The following is a 22,275-nucleotide window of genomic DNA, read 5'->3' as shown; positions in this document are numbered from 1 at the left end:
GGTGGCTACGGCGTGGCCGGGGTCGTGGGCAGCTGCTTGGCTGCGGTAGCAGCAATGTCGGTTGCCGCGGCCTGGTTCTTCCTTGCTTCCTCGCGCACTTCTTCAAAAAACGATGCCGCCAGCGCGGCGCGCTCGGCGAACGGCAATTCCTTGCCCAGTGCGCCGAACGCCTTGCCGGTGGCGCCGAGGGCCTCGCCCAGCGGAGGCAGCGGCGTCACCAGTTGGCTGATCAGTTCCTCGACGTGGGCCACGCCCGCTTCCTTCGCCGACACGGCAGCGCTCAGCAATGCCACTCTGCTGCGCAACTGCCTGAGCGCCGCCAGCCGTTTGGTCTGGCCGCTGAACTCATATAGCTGATCGTCTCCCGGCAAGTCGAGCAGGCGCGCGTTGTAGGTTTTGATGTTGTCGCCGAGCTGCTCCTTGCGCATGTCGTCGACGGCGGCCTGGCGCCTGGCGTACAGCGCCAGCTCATGCTTGAGCTGGGTGCTCAGGGAAAGGCCGTGCTGCGCTTCTTCCAGCGCCACCGGCGAGGTGGCGCAACCCGCGAGAAGCAACGCGGCCGTCATGCACGGTAAATAGCGGATCATCATTTGTTTACTCCTCGTCCGATCCAGAGCAGGGACAGCGCCTGGACCAGGTCTTTGTAATCGGACGCTTTCTGGCCCGACGCCGCGTACGCCGCCGCCTGTCCCGCAGTGGCATCGATGAGCACCGCCCATTGGCCGGCGTTGGCCTGGGCGAAAGCGAGCTGCCGTTCGCGCTTGAGGTCGCGGCGCAGTTCGTCCAGACGCAATGTCCGGGCACGCTGGTCGCCGATCGCATACGCATAGCGGCCAGCGGCTTCGTACAGCGCTGCCCGGCTGTCGGCGTCGTCACAGGGGGGATTGACCTTGACCGCCGGGAAGGCGATGGCGTCGAGGAAGCTCATGCTCCCGTAGCACGGTTTGAGTGTGTCGAGTCTTGAACGGGCCACCAGCAGCTCGACCGCCTCGGCCACCTGGGACGCCTGGGCGGCCCGCACCAGTTCGATATCCTTGCGCACAAGATCCGCCTGCACGGTGGCCAGGTCGGCGCGGTTTTTCTCCAGGTCGCGCCGGATCAGAAGGCTCGTTGGCACCAGCGGTTTTTGCAGATCGGCCAGAACCTGGACATCGTCGGCGACGCGCGTGACCAGGACCGCCGCCAGTTCGGCGCGGGTGGCGTCCTTGCCGGGATCGGCAGTGGTTCCCAGCTTGCGCAGGATGGCATCGATGCGCTTGACGCGATCGTCGGCAAGCGCCTCGTTGCCCAGTACGTTGTTGAGCGTCGCCATCTGTGCCAGCGCGGTGCGCACCTTTCCGCCCAGTGCGGTCAAGCGCACGGAAGGAGCCGTGCCGGGCTGGCTGGCACCCACCGCTGCGGCATACTCCTCCAGCGAGGCGCGGTACTGTGCCATCAAGGCATCGGCCTCGGCACCGAGAGCAGCGTGCTTTTGCTCGAGATCGACTGTGTTTTTGGCGCTGGTGAGCAGCGAGCCAGCCGGTAGCCTGGCGATCAGCGCATCCTGTTCGCCTGCGAGCGTTATTTCGCCTGCGCACAGCTTGCCCAGTTCCCCAAGATACTCCGCGGCGTACTTGCTCAGTTCGCCGCTGCCGGCAACATTGCCCGCCCGGCAGGATGGCGCGTCGGCGCCCTCCGCCTTGAGCAATTTGCGGTATGCGGTCTGCCTGGCCCGGTTCGCCTGCAATTGCAGTGACAGGCTCTTCCATCTTTTCACCGCGCCCAGGAACCCGGCGGCGTCCGCTGTGGCAGCGAGCTCATTGAGCTCGCCGTCCAGCATTGAATAAAACGTTCTTCCGTCGGCGCGGCCCTTGCCGACCCGAGCGTCGAGCAGGAGCACCAGCGCGCTGTCGACCTCGGCGCTGCGGGCGCCGGCGATCGCATCGATATCCGCCTTGAGCAGCTTCTTGCGCTGCTCATGCATGGCCGTGAAATAGCTGTCCAGGTCCACCTTGGCCCACGCCGCCTTCAAAGCCTTGCCTTGCTGGTCGCGCTGTTCGCTGTACAGGTGCATGCCGGCGCAGCCCGATAGCGCCAGGCACAGCGGCACGCAACCCAATCGAAGAAAAGTATTCATGTTGATTCCCTTGTCCGGATCCGATGGAAGACAGTCCGGTTGGCATCGCAGTCCGCCGCCGGTAACTGGAGCCCAGTATAGGAAGTTGCAGCTGCAAGCGAAATTGTCCGAATGGCCAGTCCGAGGGCCCATACCGGAAGCACAATGTGCTAGCCTTACAGGGTCGCCTGGCCATGTGGCCAGGGTGCCGGACACAGCAATAGTCCGGGCGATTTCTTCAAAGGAGCCAGTCGTGCGCTTGCTGCTTGTCGATGACCACAAGTTGTTCACGGACAGCCTGACGTCGGCGCTGGTCGGCCTGCAGAAAGGCAACACCGTGTTTGTAGCGGAAACCCGGGCCGGGGCGCTGGCGTACGCCAGCGCTGGCCAGCGTTTCGACGTGATCTTGCTTGATCTGCACATGCCCGGCAACGACGGCATGGACAACCTGACCATCCTGCGCAAGGCCTTCGATACCGCCTGCATCGTGATCGTTTCCGGCGAGACCGATCCCCGCATCGTGTTCCAGACCATCGATCATGGCGCTGCCGGCTACGTGTGCAAGGCCTCCGACCTGCAAACCCTGCTTGAGGCGCTCGACACCGTGCTGCACGGGGGCGTGGCGCTGCCGAGCAAACTGCCGCGCCGGCAAATTCAGGGCGCGCAGCTGGCCCCACGCCCGCCGCCCCCCCACAATCCGGTGCTCGACACGCTCTCGCCGCGCCAGCGCGAAGCCCTGTTCGGCGCCATTCGGGGTCAAAGCAACAAGGTGATCGCCCGCGAAATGCGGGTGACCACGAGCACGGTCAAGCATCACCTGGCCATTGCGTTCAAGGTGCTCGGCGTGCTCAACCGCACGGCGGCGGTGTACGAGGCGAACCGCCTGCAACTGTTTCCCGACATGCAGTCGTGCCAAGCCAGCCCCCGCCCGCCCGAGCACAGCCGCAGCGCCTGCTAAGGCGGGGCACGGTCGAAGGCGCAGTCGATTTTCCAGCGGCCGGCGCGCTGTTCGGCCGTCACGAGCGCAAAACCGTCGCCTTTCGCATAGGTCACCTCCACCACGGTGCAGCCGAACTGGCCGGGGAACGCTCCCGCCGGATCGGCGAAGCTGAACGTTTCGCCGCTGTCGGCCAGGTCCTCCGGTATCGAATTGGCGAACGGATAAGGCGCATACAGGGCCGAACTGTGAAACGATCGCACGGTGACCGCCGGCTTCGTGCCCGGCGGCTGGATCAGCAACGTCGCCTCGCAGGAAAGATGCTCGTCACCGGACAGGAACACCACGTTGCCGATGCCATGGCCGCCAATGTGGGCCAGCAGCCGCTGCATCGACGCCGGATAGCCATCCCACGCGTCCGAGCGCAGGCAATGCGCGCCCGGGCCGCCATGGGTGGCGCGCAGCCGGCGCGGCACCAGGATCGAGGGCGATGCAATGAATTTCGGCCGGTCCGCATCGGCCTCGTGCTGGGCCAGCAGCCAAGCGAGCAGCAGTTTGAACTGGCGCTCGCTCATGATGGATGCGCAGCCGGCCATGCTCGCGGAACGCGCCGTGCGCTCGGTGCGGGTGTCGGCGATGAAGAAGGGGAAGCCGTGCAGGGGCGTGCCGGTCTCCAGGACGTGCGGGGCTTGCGCCGTCCCCAGCGACGGCACCAGCGCGTTCGTGCGCTGAAACCGCAGGTAGCCCGAGCGTCCCGCCGTCAGGTTGGGGTCGACCTGCCGTGCATGAGCCAGCGGTTCCCAGTTATCCATGATCTCGTGATCGTCCAGCATCATGAACGTGGGCAGGCGCCGCATGACCGACTTGACGTGCCTGTTCGCGAACAGCTTTTCATAAGGCCGGACATAGCGGTCGTCCAGCGCGCTCGGGTCGAACAGGCCAGCCGTGGCGTCGCTGTAGATCTGGTCGCCGAGCAGGAGCAGGAAGGCCGGCCCCGTGCCGTCATCGTCGTCGAGCCGCCCGGCCAGGCGCCGGAACGAAGCGAACGCCGGTCCCTGGTCGAGCAGACCGGCCGGATACTGGCAGCTGCCCATGGCAAAGCACAGGCGCGATGAATCCCTGCCGGCGGCCCCGGTGCCGAAACTGACCAGGCCCGGCGCCAGCCGCTCCGCCAGGCTGGCCGCCAGTTCGCGCTCGATGCTGCGGGCGATGTCGTCGAAAATCTTGTCGACGAAATCGAGCAGCTCGGCGAGGATCGCCGCCAGCGCGAGCGGGTTGCCCGGCAAGATGGGCGGCGCGGCCATGGCGCGCCGGTCTCGCAGCAGGCCCATCAGTTCCCTGCCGCGCAAGGATGGATGGTGGAACTGCGGCGACGCCCTGTTGTCGAAGAAGGTCGGCTTTTCGTCATAGAAAAGCAGCATCAGCAGCCCGTCCGGGCCGCCCGATGCGGTGGCGGACGGCGGCGTGGGCGCGAACTGCATCCAGCCATTCTCGTCGCCGGCGCCGGAGTACAGCTGCAGGCCACGCACCAGCGCCTGCCTTGATGCCATGCCCGGCGTGTCGGACCATATGCGATAGTGTTCGCCATCGGTCGTGACCGGAATGAAGGCGACCAGCACCGCGCGCGTGTACGCGGGGTCCGATCCGGCCCCGACCTGGAAGCCGCTCGGGGTATCGAGGCTGGTGCGTACCGGCCCGCTCCACGGCGTGCGCAGCGACCAGCGGTCGGGACCGGCCGACTCGCTCATCTTGTAATCCGCCAGCGAGGTCGTTCCCGGCCCCAGGAACGCTTCCACGGCCGCGAACACCTTGTGCGCGTCGCGCCCGATAAAGCAGTCCTGGTGGCCGAATCCCTCCATCGGCCGGGTGACGTAGGCGAAAAAGGTGTCCTTGAACATGGCGTCCATGCGGCCCAGGGTGGCCGGATCGGACAAGCCGTTGTCCATGCCATGCACGCTCATGGTATCGAAGATCCAGCGCTTCTTGATGTCCTCGCGCGATACGTAGACATTGCGCCCGGCGCGGTTGGTGATGGTTTTCAGGCGCGCGAAGTGCATGGCCTGCGACACCGTGTCGGTGCTCAGCGGGCCGAAAAAGTCGTCGATATGGTCGAGCACCGGCCGATCCACATTGCACAGGCTGAAGTCGCGCCCGTACAGCGCGTCCATCCGGTGGCGCGTGCGCACGAAATCGGCCTTGCCCCATGGCCACCACGGATTTTCTAGATGGAATTCTTCCATCGGGTATGGCGTCGTGGCCAGCAGACGGTCGATCAGTTCGTCCATGAGGCTCGGCTCGCCCTCGACCCGGAATGCGAAACCGCGTAGCGGCAACAGCTGGCGCAGGAAACCGAGCAGGTAGGCGCGGAAAATGTTGGCCTGGCTGAACACCACCAGCGGCCCCACCTGAGACAGCACCAGGCGCCGGATGTTTCCGTTCATCGCCAGCCGTTCCGCCGCAAAGCGCTCGCCCGCGCGCGGCTCGGCCAGGATGGCCATGCTGATCATGGCCGCCCCCATGCAGTGGGCGATCACGTCGACATCGTCCCCGGCAACGCGGCAGACATGCGCAATCGCGGCCGGAATGTCGGCATGCGCCGCATCTTCGAACGTCCAGGGATGGCGCGCATGCGGCATGCCGCTGCTGGTGCGCAGGTCGACGATCCAGACGTCGCGTTTGCGCTTCCACAGGTAGCTTGCCAGGTTCGGCCTGACGGCCGGATGGGCGAAGGTAGTGCCGCTCGCGCTGTAGCCGTGGATCATGACCACCGGGGGGCGATCCAGGTGCCGTTCGTCGCACCGGTAGCGCGTCAGGCGCACATGCACGGGCGTGCCGTCCGGGAGCTGGTCGACTTCCAGCTCGGTGATTTCCGGACGCGGCAGTCCGGGAATGATGCCCGGCAGGCGCGCAGGCACGCGCATCGGCGTCGCATCGGGCTTGCGCAGGCTCCACACGTGGATGCTGAGCAACAGGCGCAGCAGGTAGGCACCGAGCGACACCACATCGGCCAGCGCGGCCGGCTGGTCCTGCTGGCCCAGGATGCGAAACAGCGCCACGTTTTCGCGCACCAGGAAATTGGTGTCGAGCTCCAGTTCGGGCCGGGTGCCCGCTCTCAGGCAGGGAAAGGAGTCGACCTCCATGCGCATGAGCTGGTTCCAGGGATTCGAGGCACGCGCGTAGGTGAAGCGCTTGGTGCCGAGAATGCGCTGACCGCTGAACTTGTTCGCGTCCAGGCGCGAACCGGCCACGTCGCTTGCGCCGATATCGATAGCGTACTCGAACAGGCGCACTTCCCCGGCGTGCGACGCGAGGGCCATGGCGTTGTCGTAACGCATGCGCAATTCGCCCTGCAACTGGCGCGCCGTCTCGCGCGTGAATGACAGGCCGCCCTGCGACCAGCGCTCGGCGCCCCACTGCCACAAGTCGCGCAAGCCGCGGTTGAGCAGCCAGGGCAGCAAACTGTTCGAGCGGCGCTGCTTTGGCGTGGATGCTTCCCGGTGGAAGAAATGCAGCGTGCCGGCCACGGCCGCCTTGAGCAAGGGCGGTGGCGGCGTTTCGCCCGGCACTTCCCGCCTCAGCTTCCATTCGTCCCACTGGTTGGCGTCAAAGAGCTCAAGCTTGCTGGCCGCTGCATCGACCTGCAACGCGCGCTTGATCGGCACCGCCTGGCCAGCCTTCGGCAGCACCAGGCTAGCGAGGTCGATGGCGGAAAAATGCAGGCTCAGCTCGATCATGCAGTGCAGCTTGACGCCGTGGCGGTCGACCAGCGTTGCCGGGCCGGACATGCGTTCGATGAACTGGGCCGTGGTCGGGCGTGGTGTCTCCGGTTCCTGTTCGGCCCGGAAGCGCGGCCGGGTTACCGGCAACGGCGCGGCGGCTGGCGTGGCGGCCGGCGGTGTATCCCAGTCCCATTTCCGTTTCAGCTTGTCGATGGCACGCAGCGCCAGCGCCGTGATGGTCAGCGCCGGATTGACCCCCAGCGCGCCGGGCAGGATGGCGCCGTCGAGTACCATCAAGCCATCGTGCACGGTGTCGTCATCGCCGGTCAGTGCGCGGAACACCTCGCCGCAATCGTTGACCACGCCCTTGCCCACACTCGCGCCGATCGCGCAGCCGCCCAGCGGATGCACGGTCAACAAGGGCCCGCGCCGGTTCGACAGGAGGAACTCCATCGATTCGGGCAGCAGCTTCCACAAAGGATTGGGCAGGATAGTCCCGTTCGGGCCGGGCCCGGGATTGCCGCTGTCCGTCGCGCCGCCGAGTGCCCGCACCTGATGCGGGAACAGCCAATGGTCGCGCAGTGCCGGCCAGCGCACCCGGATCGCGCCGTCGCCGCTATCGTCGTCCTTGCCGCCGACCAGTTCGAGCCACCCGCCCGCGCCGTCGTCCCCCATCACGGCCAGCAGCGCACTGCGCCCCAGCCGGTCGCGGTCGACCGCGCACGGATCGCGCTCGTCGGGCAGGCCGGTATGAACGCTGGCGTCGAGCCGGCCGAGTTCATGCAGGGTGTTGGCGGTGCTGGCCATTTCCTCGAACAGGCGGCGCAAGGGTCCCGGCACCGCCATGTCCTCGATCAGCAGGTCGGAGGGCTCGCCGGGCTTGCCGGGCAGGTCGACCATGCCGGTGATGGTCGGGCCGACCTCGCGCTCGCGCGGGGGCTTGGCTTCGTCCGCCACGCCGTCGACAGGATCGGGCCCATCGTAAGCGATGGCAATCATGTCGCCGTTGCTGGAAAACTTACGGCCGATCGTCGACGAGAAACTGAGCTCGTCGCTCTGGGAGCGCAGCAGGATTTCGGTGGAGCCGAAGGTGCCGGCCGCCAGGATCAGCTTGCGCGCGCGAATCTTGTACGGCAAGTCGCGCCGCGCGCGCAGTTTGGCGTCGGTGTAGTTGACGTGCACGCACCAGCCCCCCAGCCTGGCGTCGCGCTCGATGCGCAGCACCGTGGCCCCGGTGTACAGCTTCGCACCCTGCTTCCACGCCTTGTACAGCAGGTTGGTATCGAGCGACTCCTTGGCGTTCAGGTTGCAGCCGGTGGCGCAGTCGCCGCACATGGCGCAGGCGGACAAGCCCACGCCGGCGGCGCTGGCGCGCTCGCGCATGGCGACCGTGATGGGGGCCGGGCTGAACACGCCGTCGCCGGGTGGCAGCCGGCCGGCCATCTTGCGCAGGGCCTCGTATTTGGCCGGCGGCGGCCCGGCGTGCTTCTCGATCGTATTCGCTTCACCGCCGACCTGCGCGCCAAGGGCGTCGAGGGCCCTGACGAAGTACGGTTCCAGGTCGCCGACCAGCCCGGCCAGTAGTTTGAGCGGCGCCCCGCGCGGGCGCACCATGACGCCCGCGTTGATCAGCGATCCGCCGCCCAGGCCATTGGCGACCAGCGCGCTGACATCGCCGCCCACGCGCACATCGAACAAGCCCTCGCGCTCGCCGCTCGGCGCGGCCCCGTTCGGCATGCTGACACGCACATGGCCGGCCAGCTCGCTCATGCGGCCCGGGAAGGAGCCCGGCAGGTATTCCTTGCCGCGTTCGAGCACCCAGACCGTCACCGGCTTGCCATCCTTGCTGCTGCCGGCCAGCCCGGCCGCGGCCACCGCGCCACCGTAGCCGCTGCCGACGATCAGCACGTCGACATCGATCGCCGGCTCGCCCTCCTCTTTCAAGGTGGAAAACAGATGTTCGACACCTTGCGAGAGCCATGCCGGCGCCCGTTTAACGCTGTTCGTCTGGTCCATGGCAAGCGCTCGCGGGAAGTGCGCCGGCGTCGTCCATGGCTTGCCTGAGGACGTCGGCGGCGACGGGTTTGTGTAGCAATGGGAGGCCGGCGCTGTTCGCTTCGCGCAGGCGGTCGGGCGCGGTGTCGCCGCTGATCAGGATGGCGGGCAGCGCGGGGTAAAGCTGGCGCAGCGCGGCCACGGTGGCCAGGCCGTTGTCGCCGTCGCGCAGGCGAAAGTCGACCAGCAGCATATCCGGACAGCGTTGCACAACCGCCGCCAGGGCTTCGGCGGTGCTGCCGGCCAGCGTCACTTGCGCGCCCAGTCCGTGCAGCAGCGCCTGCATACCGGCGCGGACCGAGGCATCGTCGTCGACCACCAGGACGTGCCGGCCGGGAATCGGCGCGGCGGGCGCGGCTGCTGGGCGCGCACCGGTGCCTTGCTGGCCGGACTGCTCGCATACCAGGTAAAAGCTGGTGCCAGTGCCGGGGAACGACACCATTTCGAGACGCATCCGCAGCAGGTCCGCCAGGCGGCGCACGATCGACAAGCCAAGGCCAAGGCCCTTGCTCTGGTCGCGCTCGGAGTTTCCAATCTGATAGAACTCCTCGAACACGCGATCGTGCTCGGCGAGGGGAATGCCGCTGCCGCTGTCCACCACCGCCATGACCACCTGGCCGCCCTGCCCGCTCAGGCTCAGGCTGACCGAGCCCTGCGTGGTGTACTTGATCGCGTTGTCGACCAGATTGCACACCAGCCGGCCCAGCAGCACCTCGTCGGTCACGATCAGGGGAGCGCAGTCGCACTCGAGCGTCAGCTGCAAGCCCCTGGCCTGGGCGGCCGGAAGATATTCGTCGTACACGCACGCAAGAAAGGGCGCCAGCTCCAGCTCCGCCGGGCGAACCTGGACGATGCCGGCGTCGAGCTTGGAGACGTCGAGCAAGGCATCGAGCTGGCCCGACAAGGTTTGGATCGCCTGCCCCATGTGACGCGCGATGTCGCGGCTGTCGTCATCGAGCGGCTGCATGGCGAGTGCGCCGGCGAACAGGGAGAGCGCGTGCACCGGCTGGCGCAGGTCGTGGCTGGCCGACGCCAGGAAGCGGGTCTTGGCGCGGTTGGCCGCTTCGGCCGCGCTCAGGGCAAGCTTGAGCTGTGCGTTCAGGCTGGCCTGCTGCAGGCGAATCTCGAACGATTCGCGAAACAGGCGGAACGAGTCGCTGGCCAGGGCAATCAGCACCGCACCGAAGAGAGCCAGAATGAGCGCGGTGGCGCCGCCGATCCAGCCGCCATGGCCCATCAGCGCCCACTGGGCCACCAGCGGCGCCATCACCGGCAGCAGGAAAGCGAGAAACACCGGGCGATAGCCCGCGGTGGTGGCAACCGAGCCGGCACACAGCCCCACCAGCAGCAGGGACTGGATGGCGCGCTGGAATTCGGGCAGCGCCGTGAAGAACAGCAGCGACAGCGCGTGCGTGCAGCCGTTCAGGGCGCTCAGGGCGATGCAGATGTGCAGGCGGCGCGCATCGCTCAGGTTGGCCAGCGCCGGCAGCCGGCCCAGGATGAGCCAGCGGGCGGTCAGCACCAGCGCCACGAGCAGCAGCCAGGCGCCCAGGTACACGGTGGGAACGCGTCCCCACGCCAGGGCGGCAATCATGACGGCGCCGAGGAAGACCGGAATGGGCACACGCCGGCCCTGGCGTGCGAGCAGGCGGAGAAGCTCGGCTTCGAGGCTGTGTGCGGTTGCAACCCTGACTTCTGAAGTCATCCAAGCCACCCTTTAGCGAATGCATCACAGGCGCAGCGGCGCCCCGGCGGCGCGAATCTCATGACATTACAGCAAGCCGATTGAAAAGCCAACTGGCCAATTGGCCAAGCCGCCCGGCGCTAGTTCGTCGGCAGCATGCCTTTGAGGATCGAACTGGCCTGCTTCGCCAGCGGGCCGGCAGTGCTATCGAGCTGCGCCGCCGCCTTTGCGGTATCCTGCAGGCGCCGGTAGTACAGGGTCGCCATGCCGAAGGCACCGGAGCTGCAGTCGACCTGCGGGTCGTAGCGCCATCCTCCGGTCTGTGCCTGCAGCACGCAGCGCCTGGTTGCCGGGACGCGTAACCACAACAAGGCCCTCAAGTCATCCTTGGCCAGTTGGGCGAAGTTGCGGTGTCCCAGCCAATCCGCTTGCGCCTTGGACGCATCGACCACGTCCAGATACGGGTGTGACTTTACACCGCCATCGCGGTCGCCAGCGCGGCGTAATTTATCGGTATTGAACAGTCCTGCGCGAATCAACTCCGACAGACTGAGAGGAATGTCGCTCCCGGCCGTATATAGCGTCATTCTGCTCGCCTGGCTGAACGTTTTGCCGACCATCGTTTCGAACTCATTGCTCTCCACGTCGGGCGAGGCAAAGATCACGCTATCGAAACGCCGCTTTTCACCGCTGGAGGGCAAGAGCTGCAACGCGTCGAGCAGCAATCGGTTGCCCATCGAGTGAGCGATCACGTAGACGCTCTTTGCACCAACCGAACTGGACACGTCGACCAGCAATTCTTTAAGGGCATCCTTATTGATCACCGCATTCGATTCATCCATATCTGCGACGTACTTGAGCACATTTTTCTTGGAGGGCCAGGCGTACGAGACGACGCTGCCGTCGATTTCCAGATCGACAGCCAGCATGCCCGCTGTTTCCATCCCATCCTGGAACGATTGATTGAAACCGTGGATGTAGACGAGCGATTCCTTGCGGGCGGACGCGTTCATTCTCTTTGTGATGGCCTTCAGGAAGCCTGCCCTGCCGTCGTACAGGGAAATCTCCTTCAGAATCACATGGCGGTTCGGATCGGTGCTGAAGTCCAGCTTGAGGATGGATGCGTGCGGAATCGTGCCGCTTTCGCGCTGGCGCGGCACGCTGACATAGGAAACGCCATAGCTGCTTGCGCCGGCGCGCTGGGTGCCGAAATACGCTTGGGGATCGTCGTTACCCGTTTTCTTGCGGGTAGTCTGGAAAAAGACCGGAACCAGTTGATAGGGCTTCGATTCAATCGCGGGCGGAGCGCTCGCCAATACGCTGATACCCCTGATCGAGGCTGGCGCCACCTTCTTCAGGTACTCCGCCTTCTTCTTCAATTGATCGGCTCGGGCAGGATTGCCTTTCGCTGCGTAGCTTTGCCCCAGATCGCGCATGACAAAACGGCTGGCCGGGTCATCGGCACCATAAACGATCTCGGAGACGCGCAGCGCGTCGGTCAGCAGAGTGACGGCGCGGGCACGCTCCTGGTAGTGCAAGCACACGCGCGCGGCCAGGCGCAAGACGGGGATTACCCTGGCGCTGTCCTTTCCGTAGAGTTCACGTGCGTCTTCAACGACCGCTATCGATAGCGCCAGCGCGGCTTCTTTATTATCTTGCGTCTCATTGTTCAAGTAGCGCTCGAGGACGTCCTGTTTCAACCCGAGCACCACGTCTCGTTCGTCCTGGTTGTTTGGCTCCGCCGTCGAGATGATGTGCATCAGGGTAGCGGTAGGCACCTCACCGTCTTTGATATTGTTCTTGATGATGATATCCGACACTGTTGGTGCGGCTTGAGCCAAACACATGCCACTAAGAAACAAAGCGGCGGCAGTCTGCCGCGCATATGTATTGGCATTCCTGCAACGGGAGGTGCTCATGCGATGTTCTCCTCTATTTAACGAACGCTAACGTCAATTTCAGCGGCCCGAACCCACCAGCGTGAATTGGGACCAATACGCAGGATGGGCCCACACATATCGATCGCCCTCGGCACAGGCCATGGAATCGTTCGCGCAACGGACATCGGCTGCGGCCATCTGCAACGCCATGGCGCTGGACTTCTTGCCATCCCTGATGTACTGAAGGAAGTGCACCGCGAAGTCTTCCGCGACGGCCGGATCCACCGGCAAATTGGTCGCCACCACTGAATCGGCGCCTGCGAAGAAAAATGAATTGACCAGTCCTGCATACGGCTGTGCATTGTCTATCGTGCGGCCACCCGCCGTCTCGCATGCAAGCAGCATGATCAGCCTGAGCGACAGTTTCATCGACATCACCTTCGTGGGATCGAGGAAATCGGCGGGGTCAGCCTGGCTTGTGGGCGCCAGCAGAATGGCCGGCTCCTGCGTTCCATATTTTGCACTCTCGCCGGCCGCCAGTGCGTGGGAGTTGATCAAGGCGATATCCGCGCTCGACAGAATTCCACTGTTGCTGGCTGCTAGCAAGGCCCCATAGCTGGCTTGGGCGCGCAGCAGCGGCGCCGGATCGCCGCTCTTGCGGACTCTGTTGAGCAAGCTGGCGGTGTCTGGCATTGGCGATAGACGAAGGTCGATCAGCATCTGCGTGGCCACCTCCGGGTCGCCGACGCCGAGTAAGCTGGGAGTTTCCCGATTGTTTACGGCGGCGGTTTTAAGCAGCGAATGCACTGAGGGAAGCGAGACGAAGGCGAGCTTGTCTCCGAGCCAGTGCAACTGGCGGTATGTCGAGAAGTCAACGGCCGACTGGGCCGGCGGTATCGATGTGACCAGCGCGGAGAATGGAATCAGGGCCAGATCTTCACCTGCCACCAGATACACCGTGCGCACGCCGGCGAGCCAAGCCTCGATGGGTTTGAACAATTGCTTGTAGAGCTGCCAGGCGATGTCGGCGCGATAAGGGGGCGGCAAGCGTGTACTCTGCCGTGAGAGAAAATTGGTACTTGCCTGCAGTTCGGCCACGGCACTGTTTATCGCCTTGCGCGAGACGCTGGCCGACCGCACTCTGGCGGAATCTTGCCGCACAATGACCGATACCAGCCTGCCATCGAACAGGGTCAACAGCATGGCCGCGTCGCCTGCTTTCAGCATCCTTTTTACTTCATCCAGCGTGGCAATACTTTGATTCCTGAGTTCCGCATATTTTGCGAACTCTTCCGGATAATTCATCATGCTCGACAGCATCGGTTCCAGGCCGCCAGCCTTGTCCGCGGAGATCAGTTTTACCATTTCCGATAAGTTATATTGCTTGGCCGACGCGTTGAACTGGTCGGTAAGTCGTGCCATGCCAAGCTCCGCCCCCTGAATACTGTTGCGAACATCGCTGCTGGCAAAGACCGATCGGGCCGCCGCGGACGATATGCCGTTGTGCGCCTGCATGATGGACGCTGCCTGCAACAGCACGAAGTCCTCGTTGTCGATCACCTTGCTGTGCTGCTGAAACATTCCGCTGTCCGCCAGCAAGGCGAAGATGGACGCATTCAGGGTTTGACGCTCCTTGTTGCCTTTGTTGACGAAATCGTAGCCCAGGCGCTCGACGATTTCTGGACGCGCGAGCAGGCATTTGGCCGCCTTGGCAAGTCGTGAGCGCGCAACTATATCACCTGCGAAAACCTTGCTGTAGTCAGGCCAGCTCGAGATAAAATCCGAAGGCAGGAAAGCTTGATGTTTCTCGTTCCTGCTGGATGTTTCTGCGAGCAGTTCGCGAGCCTCGTATTCCATGATCGAACGGACCGCCGCTATCGGCACGCGTTCGCCCATTCTCAGGCCGAGCTTCATTTCGATCTTACTTAATAGATACTGGTTGGCGGACATGACCGGATTCGCGGCTTCGTTCGGCACGAAACTTGCAGCCGAGTGGCAGCTTGAAAGAACGCTCGAGGGCGCTGGCCCGGCATCAATCCGTGGCGGGCTGAATGCGGGGCTGCTCCTTATTTTCTTTGCGAGTTCGCGCGCCTCTTTCAGCTTGTTGGCGCCGTACATTGCGCCAACCTTCATGAGATCGACAGGGGCGAGGTCGATATCGGCCTCGTTTTCTGCGGCGTGCGCAGCCATTAAATCGCGTATGCCATTTATCGCTGTCACTAACGCATCGTAATCATTCAATGCGATGGAACTTAAATAGGCGCCGACGATTAGCACTGACGCCCTGTCATCTTCGGCGAATTCCTCATCCTTGCCCTCTGCCATCGCTTTTGCAATCCGGGGGAAGTTCTTGCCGTCAGCTCGCGCGATCCAGTAGCCTACGGCTTGGGCTTGCATCACGGCGGCCGCCATCCGCTCCATCTCGTCGACTTCCCAATTTCCTTCATCGCCATCGATCAAGCTGTCCATGTTGGGTATGTGCGATCTCAATTCCACAAGCGCTTTTTTCCTGCTTTCTGTCTCTGTTCCCGCCACCGCACTCATGGACATGGTCGCCAGCCGCAGCCGCCGATGTTCACCGAGTGCTTTATCCAGCTGCCGCAGCGTAGCGCCATAGGCGGCGGTATCACCGAGCCGATAATAGTTGAAGGCCGTCTGCGTTATGACAGTGAAGCAGGTAAAGCTGAAGTTTTCCGCGTCAGCGCAGTGCTTTGCCAGGTACATGCTGCCGAGGCGGTTGGCAAGCGCGTAGTTGTTGCCGTAGAACGCGTACAGGCGATAATAGTCGTACGCCGGCCCCTTGGCTTCAAGCAGGTAAGACATGATCTGCGTATCGAGCGACCCGTCGGAGATGCGCCCGCTTCGGTGCAATGCTCCCAGCATCTGGTAGAACATTGCCCCGGTCTTGGCTGCCATATATCGATTAGCGAAGGCTTCGCCGGCTATTTGAGCACGTTCTTTTTTCAGCTCATCGGCAAGATCGTCCAGGTTCTCGCCGCTGATGGGCAGCCCCTCCTTGCCGGCTGGAGGCACTTTGGCTGGAGCGGTCTTCGCCAAGGCGAGCAGGTCGTCGAGAATTTTCATGCCCTGCGAAACCAGTTCGGGCGCAACGAAAAACTCCATTCCCATGTTCAGCTCAGCGGAACGAAGCCGGGCGAGCATGACAGGTTCGTTGACGACTGCCGCGTACACCTCCGGATCGTCTTCGATCAGCCGACCCAGCGCATAGCCGGCGTTTTTGATGTCCCATTCCGTGGGGGCAGGGATTTCTGAAAATTTCTCGAGCCTGGCCCGCAGGCGTCCGATGGCGTTGCGCCGATCGCTATCGGGCGCATAGCCTTGAATCCCCTCCGCGTAAAGCCTCCCGGCCGCCGCTTCGACGTTCGCCGCAACATCCCTGGCAAGCGCACGAAACTCGGCATGCTTGTCAGCGTCTGTGGAAGCGCGCGCTGTGAAGGCAAACATGAGCAAAAAAAACGGGAGTGCAATGCGCCACATTTTTTTCTCCAAATCAGGAGTCGCGTTCATACTGACGCGAGTCTTGATACCCAAGAAACTATCGAGCTGCAACGATTTCAAAAATCGACCACGATGTCGCGCGCGGTTGCGGCCATCGATTCTGAAGTTTTCCAAGCCACCCTTTAGCGAACGCATCGCATTTGCAGCCGCGTATCCGGCGGCGTGGAGCTTATGACATTACAGCAGGCCATTCGAGAAGCCAACTGGCCAATAGGCCAAGCCGTTCGGCCAGTACAGCGGCATTGCGCTCGCCTTCTAAGCACCTGTGAAATGCGTCGTTCTGTTAACAACAAGCACAATCGACAAGCTGGCAGCGCGCTACGACTTCACGCCCGCGTTCGGCCTGCGCGGTTCGCTGCAAAATGGCTTCCGCCCGCCGTCGCCGCAGGAGCAGTTCTACACCTCGACATGGATGACCTTCATCGATGCCCAGGCGTTCAATATAGTGAGGTTCATCCGCATCAATGGACCAGCAATCAAGCAACAAGCTCGAACGTGACGTTGGTTCGATCAGCGTCTTTCTACAATGACTTTTTCTTAATGGAAATTTTATACCGTGAGAAAAGAGGGAAAGATTTCCCGACTGGCCGCAGCAGCAGTCCATGGCGTTCAAGCGCCCCCCGCTGGACGCGCCTTTACGAAAAAGTTTTCAAGAATATTGAATCCGAATCGCATGCTGGAAGCGTATGTGGTGTATCGCTCCCGATACCCGGGTGACTTTTTCATAAGAAAACGAGGACACGACCATGCAAACCGCCCCACTTACCAAGCTCCTGCTCGCTTCCGCCATCGCCATGACCCTGACCGCCTGCGGCGGTGACGACAACGACGGCCCTACGCCCCTGCCGCCGGTGGTGGTGGCGCCACCGGTCGTCGACGCTGGCGACACCGTGCTGCTGACCAGCGCCGGCCGCATCGTCTCGCTCAACGCCGACAATACCCTGCGCACCAACGTCGCCGTATCGGGCTTGCAGCCGTCGGAAACCATCGTGGGCATCGATTTCCGGGCGGTCGATGGCCAATTGTATGGCGTTGGCAGCAGCGGACGCATTTACACCATCGACCCGTCGACCGGCGCGGCGGCCGTCAGGTCCACCATCGTGGCCGACGCGGCCGACACCAGCGCGCCCTTCACCGCCCTGCGCGGCGCAGACTTCGCAGTCGACTTCAACCCGGCGGCCGACCGCTTGCGCGTGGTCAGCGACACCGGCCAGAACCTGCGCATCAACGTCGACAGCGGCGCCGCCACCACCGATGGCGACATCAACGGGGGCCCGGCCACGGCGAAGATCACCTCGGCCGCCTACACCAACGGGTTTGCCGGCACCGCCAGCACCACCTTGTTCGTCATCGACGCCGCCAGCGCCATGCTCTACACCCAGACCCCGCCCAATAATGGCACCCTGAGCGCACCGCTTGCGCTGGGCGTGGCGGCAAGCGCGGTCGGCGGCTTCGACATCGACGCCCGCACCAACCGCGGCCTGGCCGCGCTGACCGTGGGCGGCAAGACGGCTCTGTACACGATCAACCTGAGTGCCGCAACGAATGCCGCAACGCTGCTCGCGGCGCTCGACCTGACCGATAGCGTCAAGGGCCTGGCACTGCGTGCGCCGAAAGTGCCGGTCGTATTCGGCCTGACCGACAGCGCGCGCCTGGTGTCGTTCAAGGCGGCCACCCCGGCCAGGTTCGACACCGATGTCGCCATCACGGGCCTGAACAGCGGCGAAAAGCTGCTCGGATTCGATATCCGTCCAAAAGACGGCCTGCTGTATGGTATTTCCTCGGCCGGCCGCATCATGACCATCGACACCACCAGCGGCGTGGCCACCGCCAAGGCCACGCTCGCCGCCGACGCCGCCGACCTCACCCTGCCTTTCAGCATCGTCTCCGGCAGCGAGTTTGCGGTCGACTTCAATCCGGTGGCCGACCGCCTGCGCGTCATCAGCAATGCCGGCCAGAGCCTGCGCATCAACGTCGACACGGGCGCCACGACCACCGACGGCAGCATCAACCGGGCCGGCGCCAATCCGGTCGTGACCGCGGGTGCCTACACCAACAGCTTCGCCGGCACCAGCGCGACGATGCTGTTCGTGGCCGATACCGGCAGCGACAACCTGGCGCTGCAAAACCCGCCGAACGATGGCACGTTGACCAATATCGGCGCGTTCGGTGTCGATGTCGTTGGCGACGCAAGCATGGATATCGCGGGTGGCGCCAATGGCCTGGTGCTGGCGGCGTTGCGTAGCACGGCCAGCGGCCCGAGCACGCTGTACCGGGTCGATCTGGCAACGGGAACGGCAGTGCCTGTGAACGGCGCGGCGAACGCGGCGGCGTCGGTGATCGGCAGCGGTGGCGCTGCCGTGGTCGATATCGCGATATCGTTGAAGTAAGCGGGTCGCATCACGACAGCGCAGGGGCACAGTAGCGCGAACCTGCGCATGCCTCTGTCGTGATGCACTATCAATGCCGGCGGCTACCCCGCCGGCACGATGGTTCAGGCGCGCGCGCCCAGCTGGCGGCGCCGCATCGCGCCCAGCGCCAGCAAGCCGACACCCATCATCATGTAGGTTGCCGGCTCCGGCACGACCTGCACCGAACCGTTATCGGCCGTGACGGCGATTTCGTTCTGGTTCGAGTCCAGAAACAGCACGTCGGAGAAGGTCAACGCCGCACTGCCGGCGGCAAGGGTATCGAAACTGAAGTGCGCCAGATTGCCGCTGCCGAAGGCGCCCGCGCCCGCGCCGAGGCGCGTGTTGAACACGTACGAGACCATGCCGGTCGCGTTATCGATCACGCCGCCGTCGCTGAAGGTCGGGCCGGCGGTGCTCAGGAAAGCGCCTTCAGTGACGCTGTTCGCCTTGAGCAAAGCCGAATCGAAGGTGAGCGTGAACTGGTAGGTGTACAGATCCGAAATGTCGGAGATTTTTACGGCAAGATCCACCGTCGAGCCCACCGTGGCCGGCGCCGGCAAGGCGCTCAGCGACAGCGTTGGAATTGCAAAAGCCTGGGTACTGGCGGCCAGCAGAATGGCAGCCAGGCATTTCTTCAAAATCGTCATCTTGTTTTTTCCTATTGCCCCGAAGGGCGTGTTGTGCGGTAACGGCCGGCCGGATGCGGTCACCCGGCCGGCCGCGTCAGGTTAATTGCAGTAGGTGCCTTGCGGCATGCGCTGTGCTACGTTGCTCAGATCACGGGCGTTGACGACGCCGTCGGCATTCACGTCGGCCCGGGCGTCGAAGCCCGGCTGGCCGGTGCGCTTGCCGAACGATGCCTTGACGATGCCCATGTCGGCGCAATCGACAGCGCCATCGCTGTTCAGGTCACCCGCCACACGGATCGCAAAATCCGCGTTCGAGACGTCGAAGAACACGTTACCGACCGCTTCCACCTTGATCCGCGCCGCTTTCGTCGTCACCGACGGCAAGGTGACGCTGGCGCTGCCGTTGTTCGGCACACCCTCGGCCAGCTGGTGCGGCCAGGTTTTGCCGCCGTCAAGCGACAGCGCAATGTTCACGCTGGCCGTGTTCACGGGCGCCACGTTGGTGTTGGCAATGTTCCAGGTGACCTTCTGCACCGAGCCCGAATCGAGCGCCACTGCCGTGTCGAACGAGGTCACCAGGAACGGCCCGGCGCCCGCGGCCAGCACCAGGCTGGTGCTGGCGCTGCTGACACCGCCCTTGCCGTCGCGCGCAGTGAGCCTGAAGTTCAGCGATGCCGGCGAGGCGTTGGTACCGGCCAGGCCCACGTAATCGGCGGTCGGCAGGAACTCCGAGTAGCAGTCGATATCGGCCACGCTCGGCGGCGTGGCGGCAGCGGCGCAGGCGCCCGTGACCGCATTGGTGTTGTTGGCCAGGATCTGCACCATGTCCGGGAACACCCGTGTCGGATCGGCCGTCGTGTGGTTCTCGCCCGCCGAGTTGTATTCGAGCGAGTCGGCTTTGGACACGACAGCGCGCGTGCCGAACTGGCGGAACAGCGGGCCATTGAGCTTGACGTTGTTGGTCAAGCCGGTTCCGCTGGACGCGCCGCGGTCGTTCTGCTCCCACATGTAAGTGATCAGGTCGCCATCGGCATCGGTCGCGCTGCCCGTCAGGGCAAACGGCGTACGCAGGGGGATCGTGTAACCGGTCGGCACCGTTACGACAGGAGCGATGTTGCCCGCCGCCGACACGGCGCCGCCGCGCGTGGTCAAGCCGCCCTTGGCGACTTCACCAACCAGGCCGCTGCAGCCATCCGTGCATTCAACCAGCTGGAGCGAGGCAACATTGGTGCCGGCGAGCGCACCGTTGAACGTCACGGTAAACGCCGTGTCGGACAGTGCGCTGACCGACACCGTGGCGCCGGCTGGCCAGTTGGGGCTGCCTTCCAGCGCAGCCTTGACCCCGGCGGTGGTGTAATTGGTGCCGCGCACGACAGGAGCGGACAGGTTGCCGTTGACGTTGATCCGGAATTGCTGGCCTGCCTTGTTGAACCCCCTCATTGCCACCACCTGGACTTCATTGAGGGTCGACTCGGCGCTGGAGGTGTAGGCCACGATTTCGTCGAAGCTGCGCTGCGACCAGTACGGGTCGCTGTGCGGCTGCAGATTGTCGGTGCTGCAAATGCCGGCGTACGCCATGATCGACGAGCCGCTGCCCACTTCCACCGAGGTGCCGCCATTGCGGTTGCCGCCGCTGCAATTGGAGGTGACGCCGTTGAAGGTGTGGTTGCCGGCAAACTGGTGACCCAGTTCGTGCGCCACGTAGTCGACGGCGAACGCGTCGCCGACCGGGTCGGGCACGCCGGTGCAGCCCTGGGCCTTGGCGTTGCCGCCGACGACGCCGAGGCTGGCGATGCCGCCGCCGTTCAGGCCAAACGCAATATGGCCGATGTCGAAGTTGCTGGCCCCCGCCAGCAGGCCGGTGACGACGCGGGTGCGCGACAGGGTCGAACTGGCGCAGCCTTCGGACTGCGCGACGGTATAGCACGCCGCCGCGCCGCACGGGCCGTCCACGCCGGTCATCTGGGCGTCGCTATCGAGGTTCAGTGCGTCGGTGGCGTCGATCAGCACCATGCGGATCGACGTTTCATCTTCATAGACCTGGCTGACGCGGTTGATCAGCGTGACCTTGGCGGCCGTGACGTTGGCCGGGCCGCCGAAGTGCTTGGCGTAGCTCGGGTCGGTGACCAGCGCCAGCCGGTAGGTGCGCAACTGGTCGCCGACGGCTGCATTGGGCGCCATGTCGCCGTCCACCACGCGGAACGGGGCCGCGCTGGTGGTCTTGCCGTCGGTCGCGCTGACCTCGAACGCGCCGCTGCGGCCGGCGGGCAAGCTGAACGTGACAGCGCCCTTGCTGTCGGCCGTGACCGCGACGCTGTGCAAGGTGGCCGCTTCGCCTTCTCCGCGCACGCTCAGGTTAACCGTCGCCCCCGGCACAAAGCCGGAACCGCGTACCTCGACCGCGCCGCCTTCCTTATAGAAGGAATGCGACAGCGCCAGTTGCGATCCGGCCAGCGCACCCTCGATCAATGGGCCATGCGAGTTGATCAGGTCGACGCGGTTGTAGCTGGCGTACAAGCTCGTATCGAGGTGGTAATACGGGTCCACATACCAGCCGCCATTGGCCGAACGCACCGAGGCGTGCAGGCCGAGCGGCGTGATGTCCATGCGCAGGGTGGCGCTCGGATCGTCGATGCCGCGCCCCTTGTAGGTCTTGATTTCCGGGTGCTTGGCGGCCAGGCCGGCTTCCATGATGGGCGACTCGACCAGCGTGAAACGCTGGTAGCCGCCATCCGGGTGCGGCAGCGAAATCGTCTGGGTGCTGGCAAGCGCGCTGCTGCCGCGTTCGAGCGGGGCACCGGCGACGAGCGACTGCATGCCGGCCGCGTCCAGCGTCGCGCCACGGAAGCGCTTGAGCTTCAGGGACGGCGTGCGGGCGCTGGTGGCGCTCATCCGTTCAGCGGAAACGGCAGCGTCCTGCCAGTACGGCGCGGCACGCTGGGTGGACGCCGGAACTGCGGCGGACGCGCCGGCCGCGGCAGCCTGCGCGAACGGCGCGGCGGCAAAGGCAAGGGCAATACATACGGCAAGAGACGACTTCTTGCATACGGCGCTACGCGGATGTTGCAATCCGCCGGTGTTGAACGGATTCCGAGGCTTCATTGTCATGCGGTGCCCTTTCGCGGCTTGTGAATATCGATTCTTCGGTGAGATTTCTTCCTGTGCTTTTTTCCGGCTGGCGTGCTTTTTCTTCAGGAAAGCACTGCCCTGGTCTTGCTGCAACGAATGCAACGAAACCCCGGTAATAGTATTGTCATATTTCCACTTTGCACAAGAATAATTAATTGCTTGTTGCAAAGTAAGCAGACGGGGCGAAGCCAGGCGGCAAAAAGCGCCTGGCTTGTAT

General features: G+C 64.2%; 11 protein-coding genes. 3 read left to right on the top strand and 8 right to left on the bottom strand.

Annotated features, from left to right (window positions below; translation table 11 throughout):
* Positions 1–5: 5 nt before the first annotated feature.
* Positions 6–590, bottom strand: a complete 585-nt coding sequence (locus tag RBA40_RS03040) for a hypothetical protein (protein WP_306645863.1) — start codon at positions 588–590, stop codon at positions 6–8.
* Positions 587–2,116 (bottom strand): hypothetical protein, encoded by a 1,530-nt coding sequence (locus tag RBA40_RS03035; RefSeq protein ID WP_306645861.1) that lies wholly within the window; start codon positions 2,114–2,116, stop codon positions 587–589. The genes RBA40_RS03040 and RBA40_RS03035 overlap by 4 nt, the downstream gene beginning before the upstream one ends.
* Before the next feature lie 232 nt (positions 2,117–2,348).
* Here RBA40_RS03035 and RBA40_RS03030 point away from each other — a divergent pair, with 232 nt between their 5' ends.
* On the top strand, positions 2,349–3,053 hold the full coding sequence (locus RBA40_RS03030) for a response regulator (RefSeq protein ID WP_306645859.1): 705 nt from the start codon (positions 2,349–2,351) through the stop codon (positions 3,051–3,053).
* Here the strand turns inward: RBA40_RS03030 and RBA40_RS03025 are convergent.
* From RBA40_RS03025 to RBA40_RS03010, 4 genes are all read right to left on the bottom strand, one after another.
* On the bottom strand, positions 3,050–8,767 hold the full coding sequence (locus RBA40_RS03025; RefSeq protein ID WP_306645857.1) for an alkaline phosphatase D family protein: 5,718 nt from the start codon (positions 8,765–8,767) through the stop codon (positions 3,050–3,052). The two genes, RBA40_RS03030 and RBA40_RS03025, sit on opposite strands and share 4 nt — an antisense overlap.
* Complete coding sequence (locus RBA40_RS03020; protein WP_306645856.1) at positions 8,745–10,511, bottom strand: ATP-binding response regulator; 1,767 nt, start codon at positions 10,509–10,511, stop codon at positions 8,745–8,747. The genes RBA40_RS03025 and RBA40_RS03020 overlap by 23 nt, the downstream gene beginning before the upstream one ends.
* 119 nt (positions 10,512–10,630) lie before the next feature.
* On the bottom strand, positions 10,631–12,409 hold the full coding sequence (locus RBA40_RS03015; RefSeq protein ID WP_306645855.1) for an alpha/beta hydrolase: 1,779 nt from the start codon (positions 12,407–12,409) through the stop codon (positions 10,631–10,633).
* A 39-nt stretch (positions 12,410–12,448) separates the two neighbouring features.
* Positions 12,449–16,024, bottom strand: a complete 3,576-nt coding sequence (locus RBA40_RS03010) for a CHAT domain-containing protein (protein WP_306645854.1) — start codon at positions 16,022–16,024, stop codon at positions 12,449–12,451.
* Between the two features lie 130 nt (positions 16,025–16,154).
* On the opposite strand from RBA40_RS03010, the gene RBA40_RS03005 reads away from it, so the two are divergent.
* Both RBA40_RS03005 and RBA40_RS03000 read left to right on the top strand, forming a co-directional pair.
* Entirely contained in the window at positions 16,155–16,388 is a 234-nt protein-coding gene (locus RBA40_RS03005) for a hypothetical protein (RefSeq protein ID WP_306645852.1), read from the top strand.
* Between the two features lie 247 nt (positions 16,389–16,635).
* Complete coding sequence (locus RBA40_RS03000) at positions 16,636–18,279, top strand: DUF4394 domain-containing protein (RefSeq protein ID WP_306645850.1); 1,644 nt, start codon at positions 16,636–16,638, stop codon at positions 18,277–18,279.
* Positions 18,280–18,383: 104 nt separating this feature from the next.
* On the opposite strand, the gene RBA40_RS02995 is transcribed toward RBA40_RS03000, so the two are convergent.
* Both RBA40_RS02995 and RBA40_RS02990 read right to left on the bottom strand, forming a co-directional pair.
* Positions 18,384–18,947, bottom strand: a complete 564-nt coding sequence (locus tag RBA40_RS02995; RefSeq protein ID WP_306645849.1) for a cohesin domain-containing protein — start codon at positions 18,945–18,947, stop codon at positions 18,384–18,386.
* A gap of 81 nt (positions 18,948–19,028) precedes the next feature.
* Positions 19,029–22,037: a reprolysin-like metallopeptidase gene (locus tag RBA40_RS02990; protein ID WP_306645847.1), complete on the bottom strand. Its 3,009-nt coding sequence runs from the start codon at positions 22,035–22,037 to the stop codon at positions 19,029–19,031.
* Positions 22,038–22,275: the final 238 nt, after the last annotated feature.

It is taken from the genome of Massilia pseudoviolaceinigra, assembly GCF_030846505.1.
In the GTDB taxonomy this organism is placed as follows: Bacteria; Pseudomonadota; Gammaproteobacteria; order Burkholderiales; family Burkholderiaceae_D; genus Telluria_A; species Telluria_A violaceinigra.
This window is presented reverse-complemented; position numbering and strand designations above follow the sequence as displayed.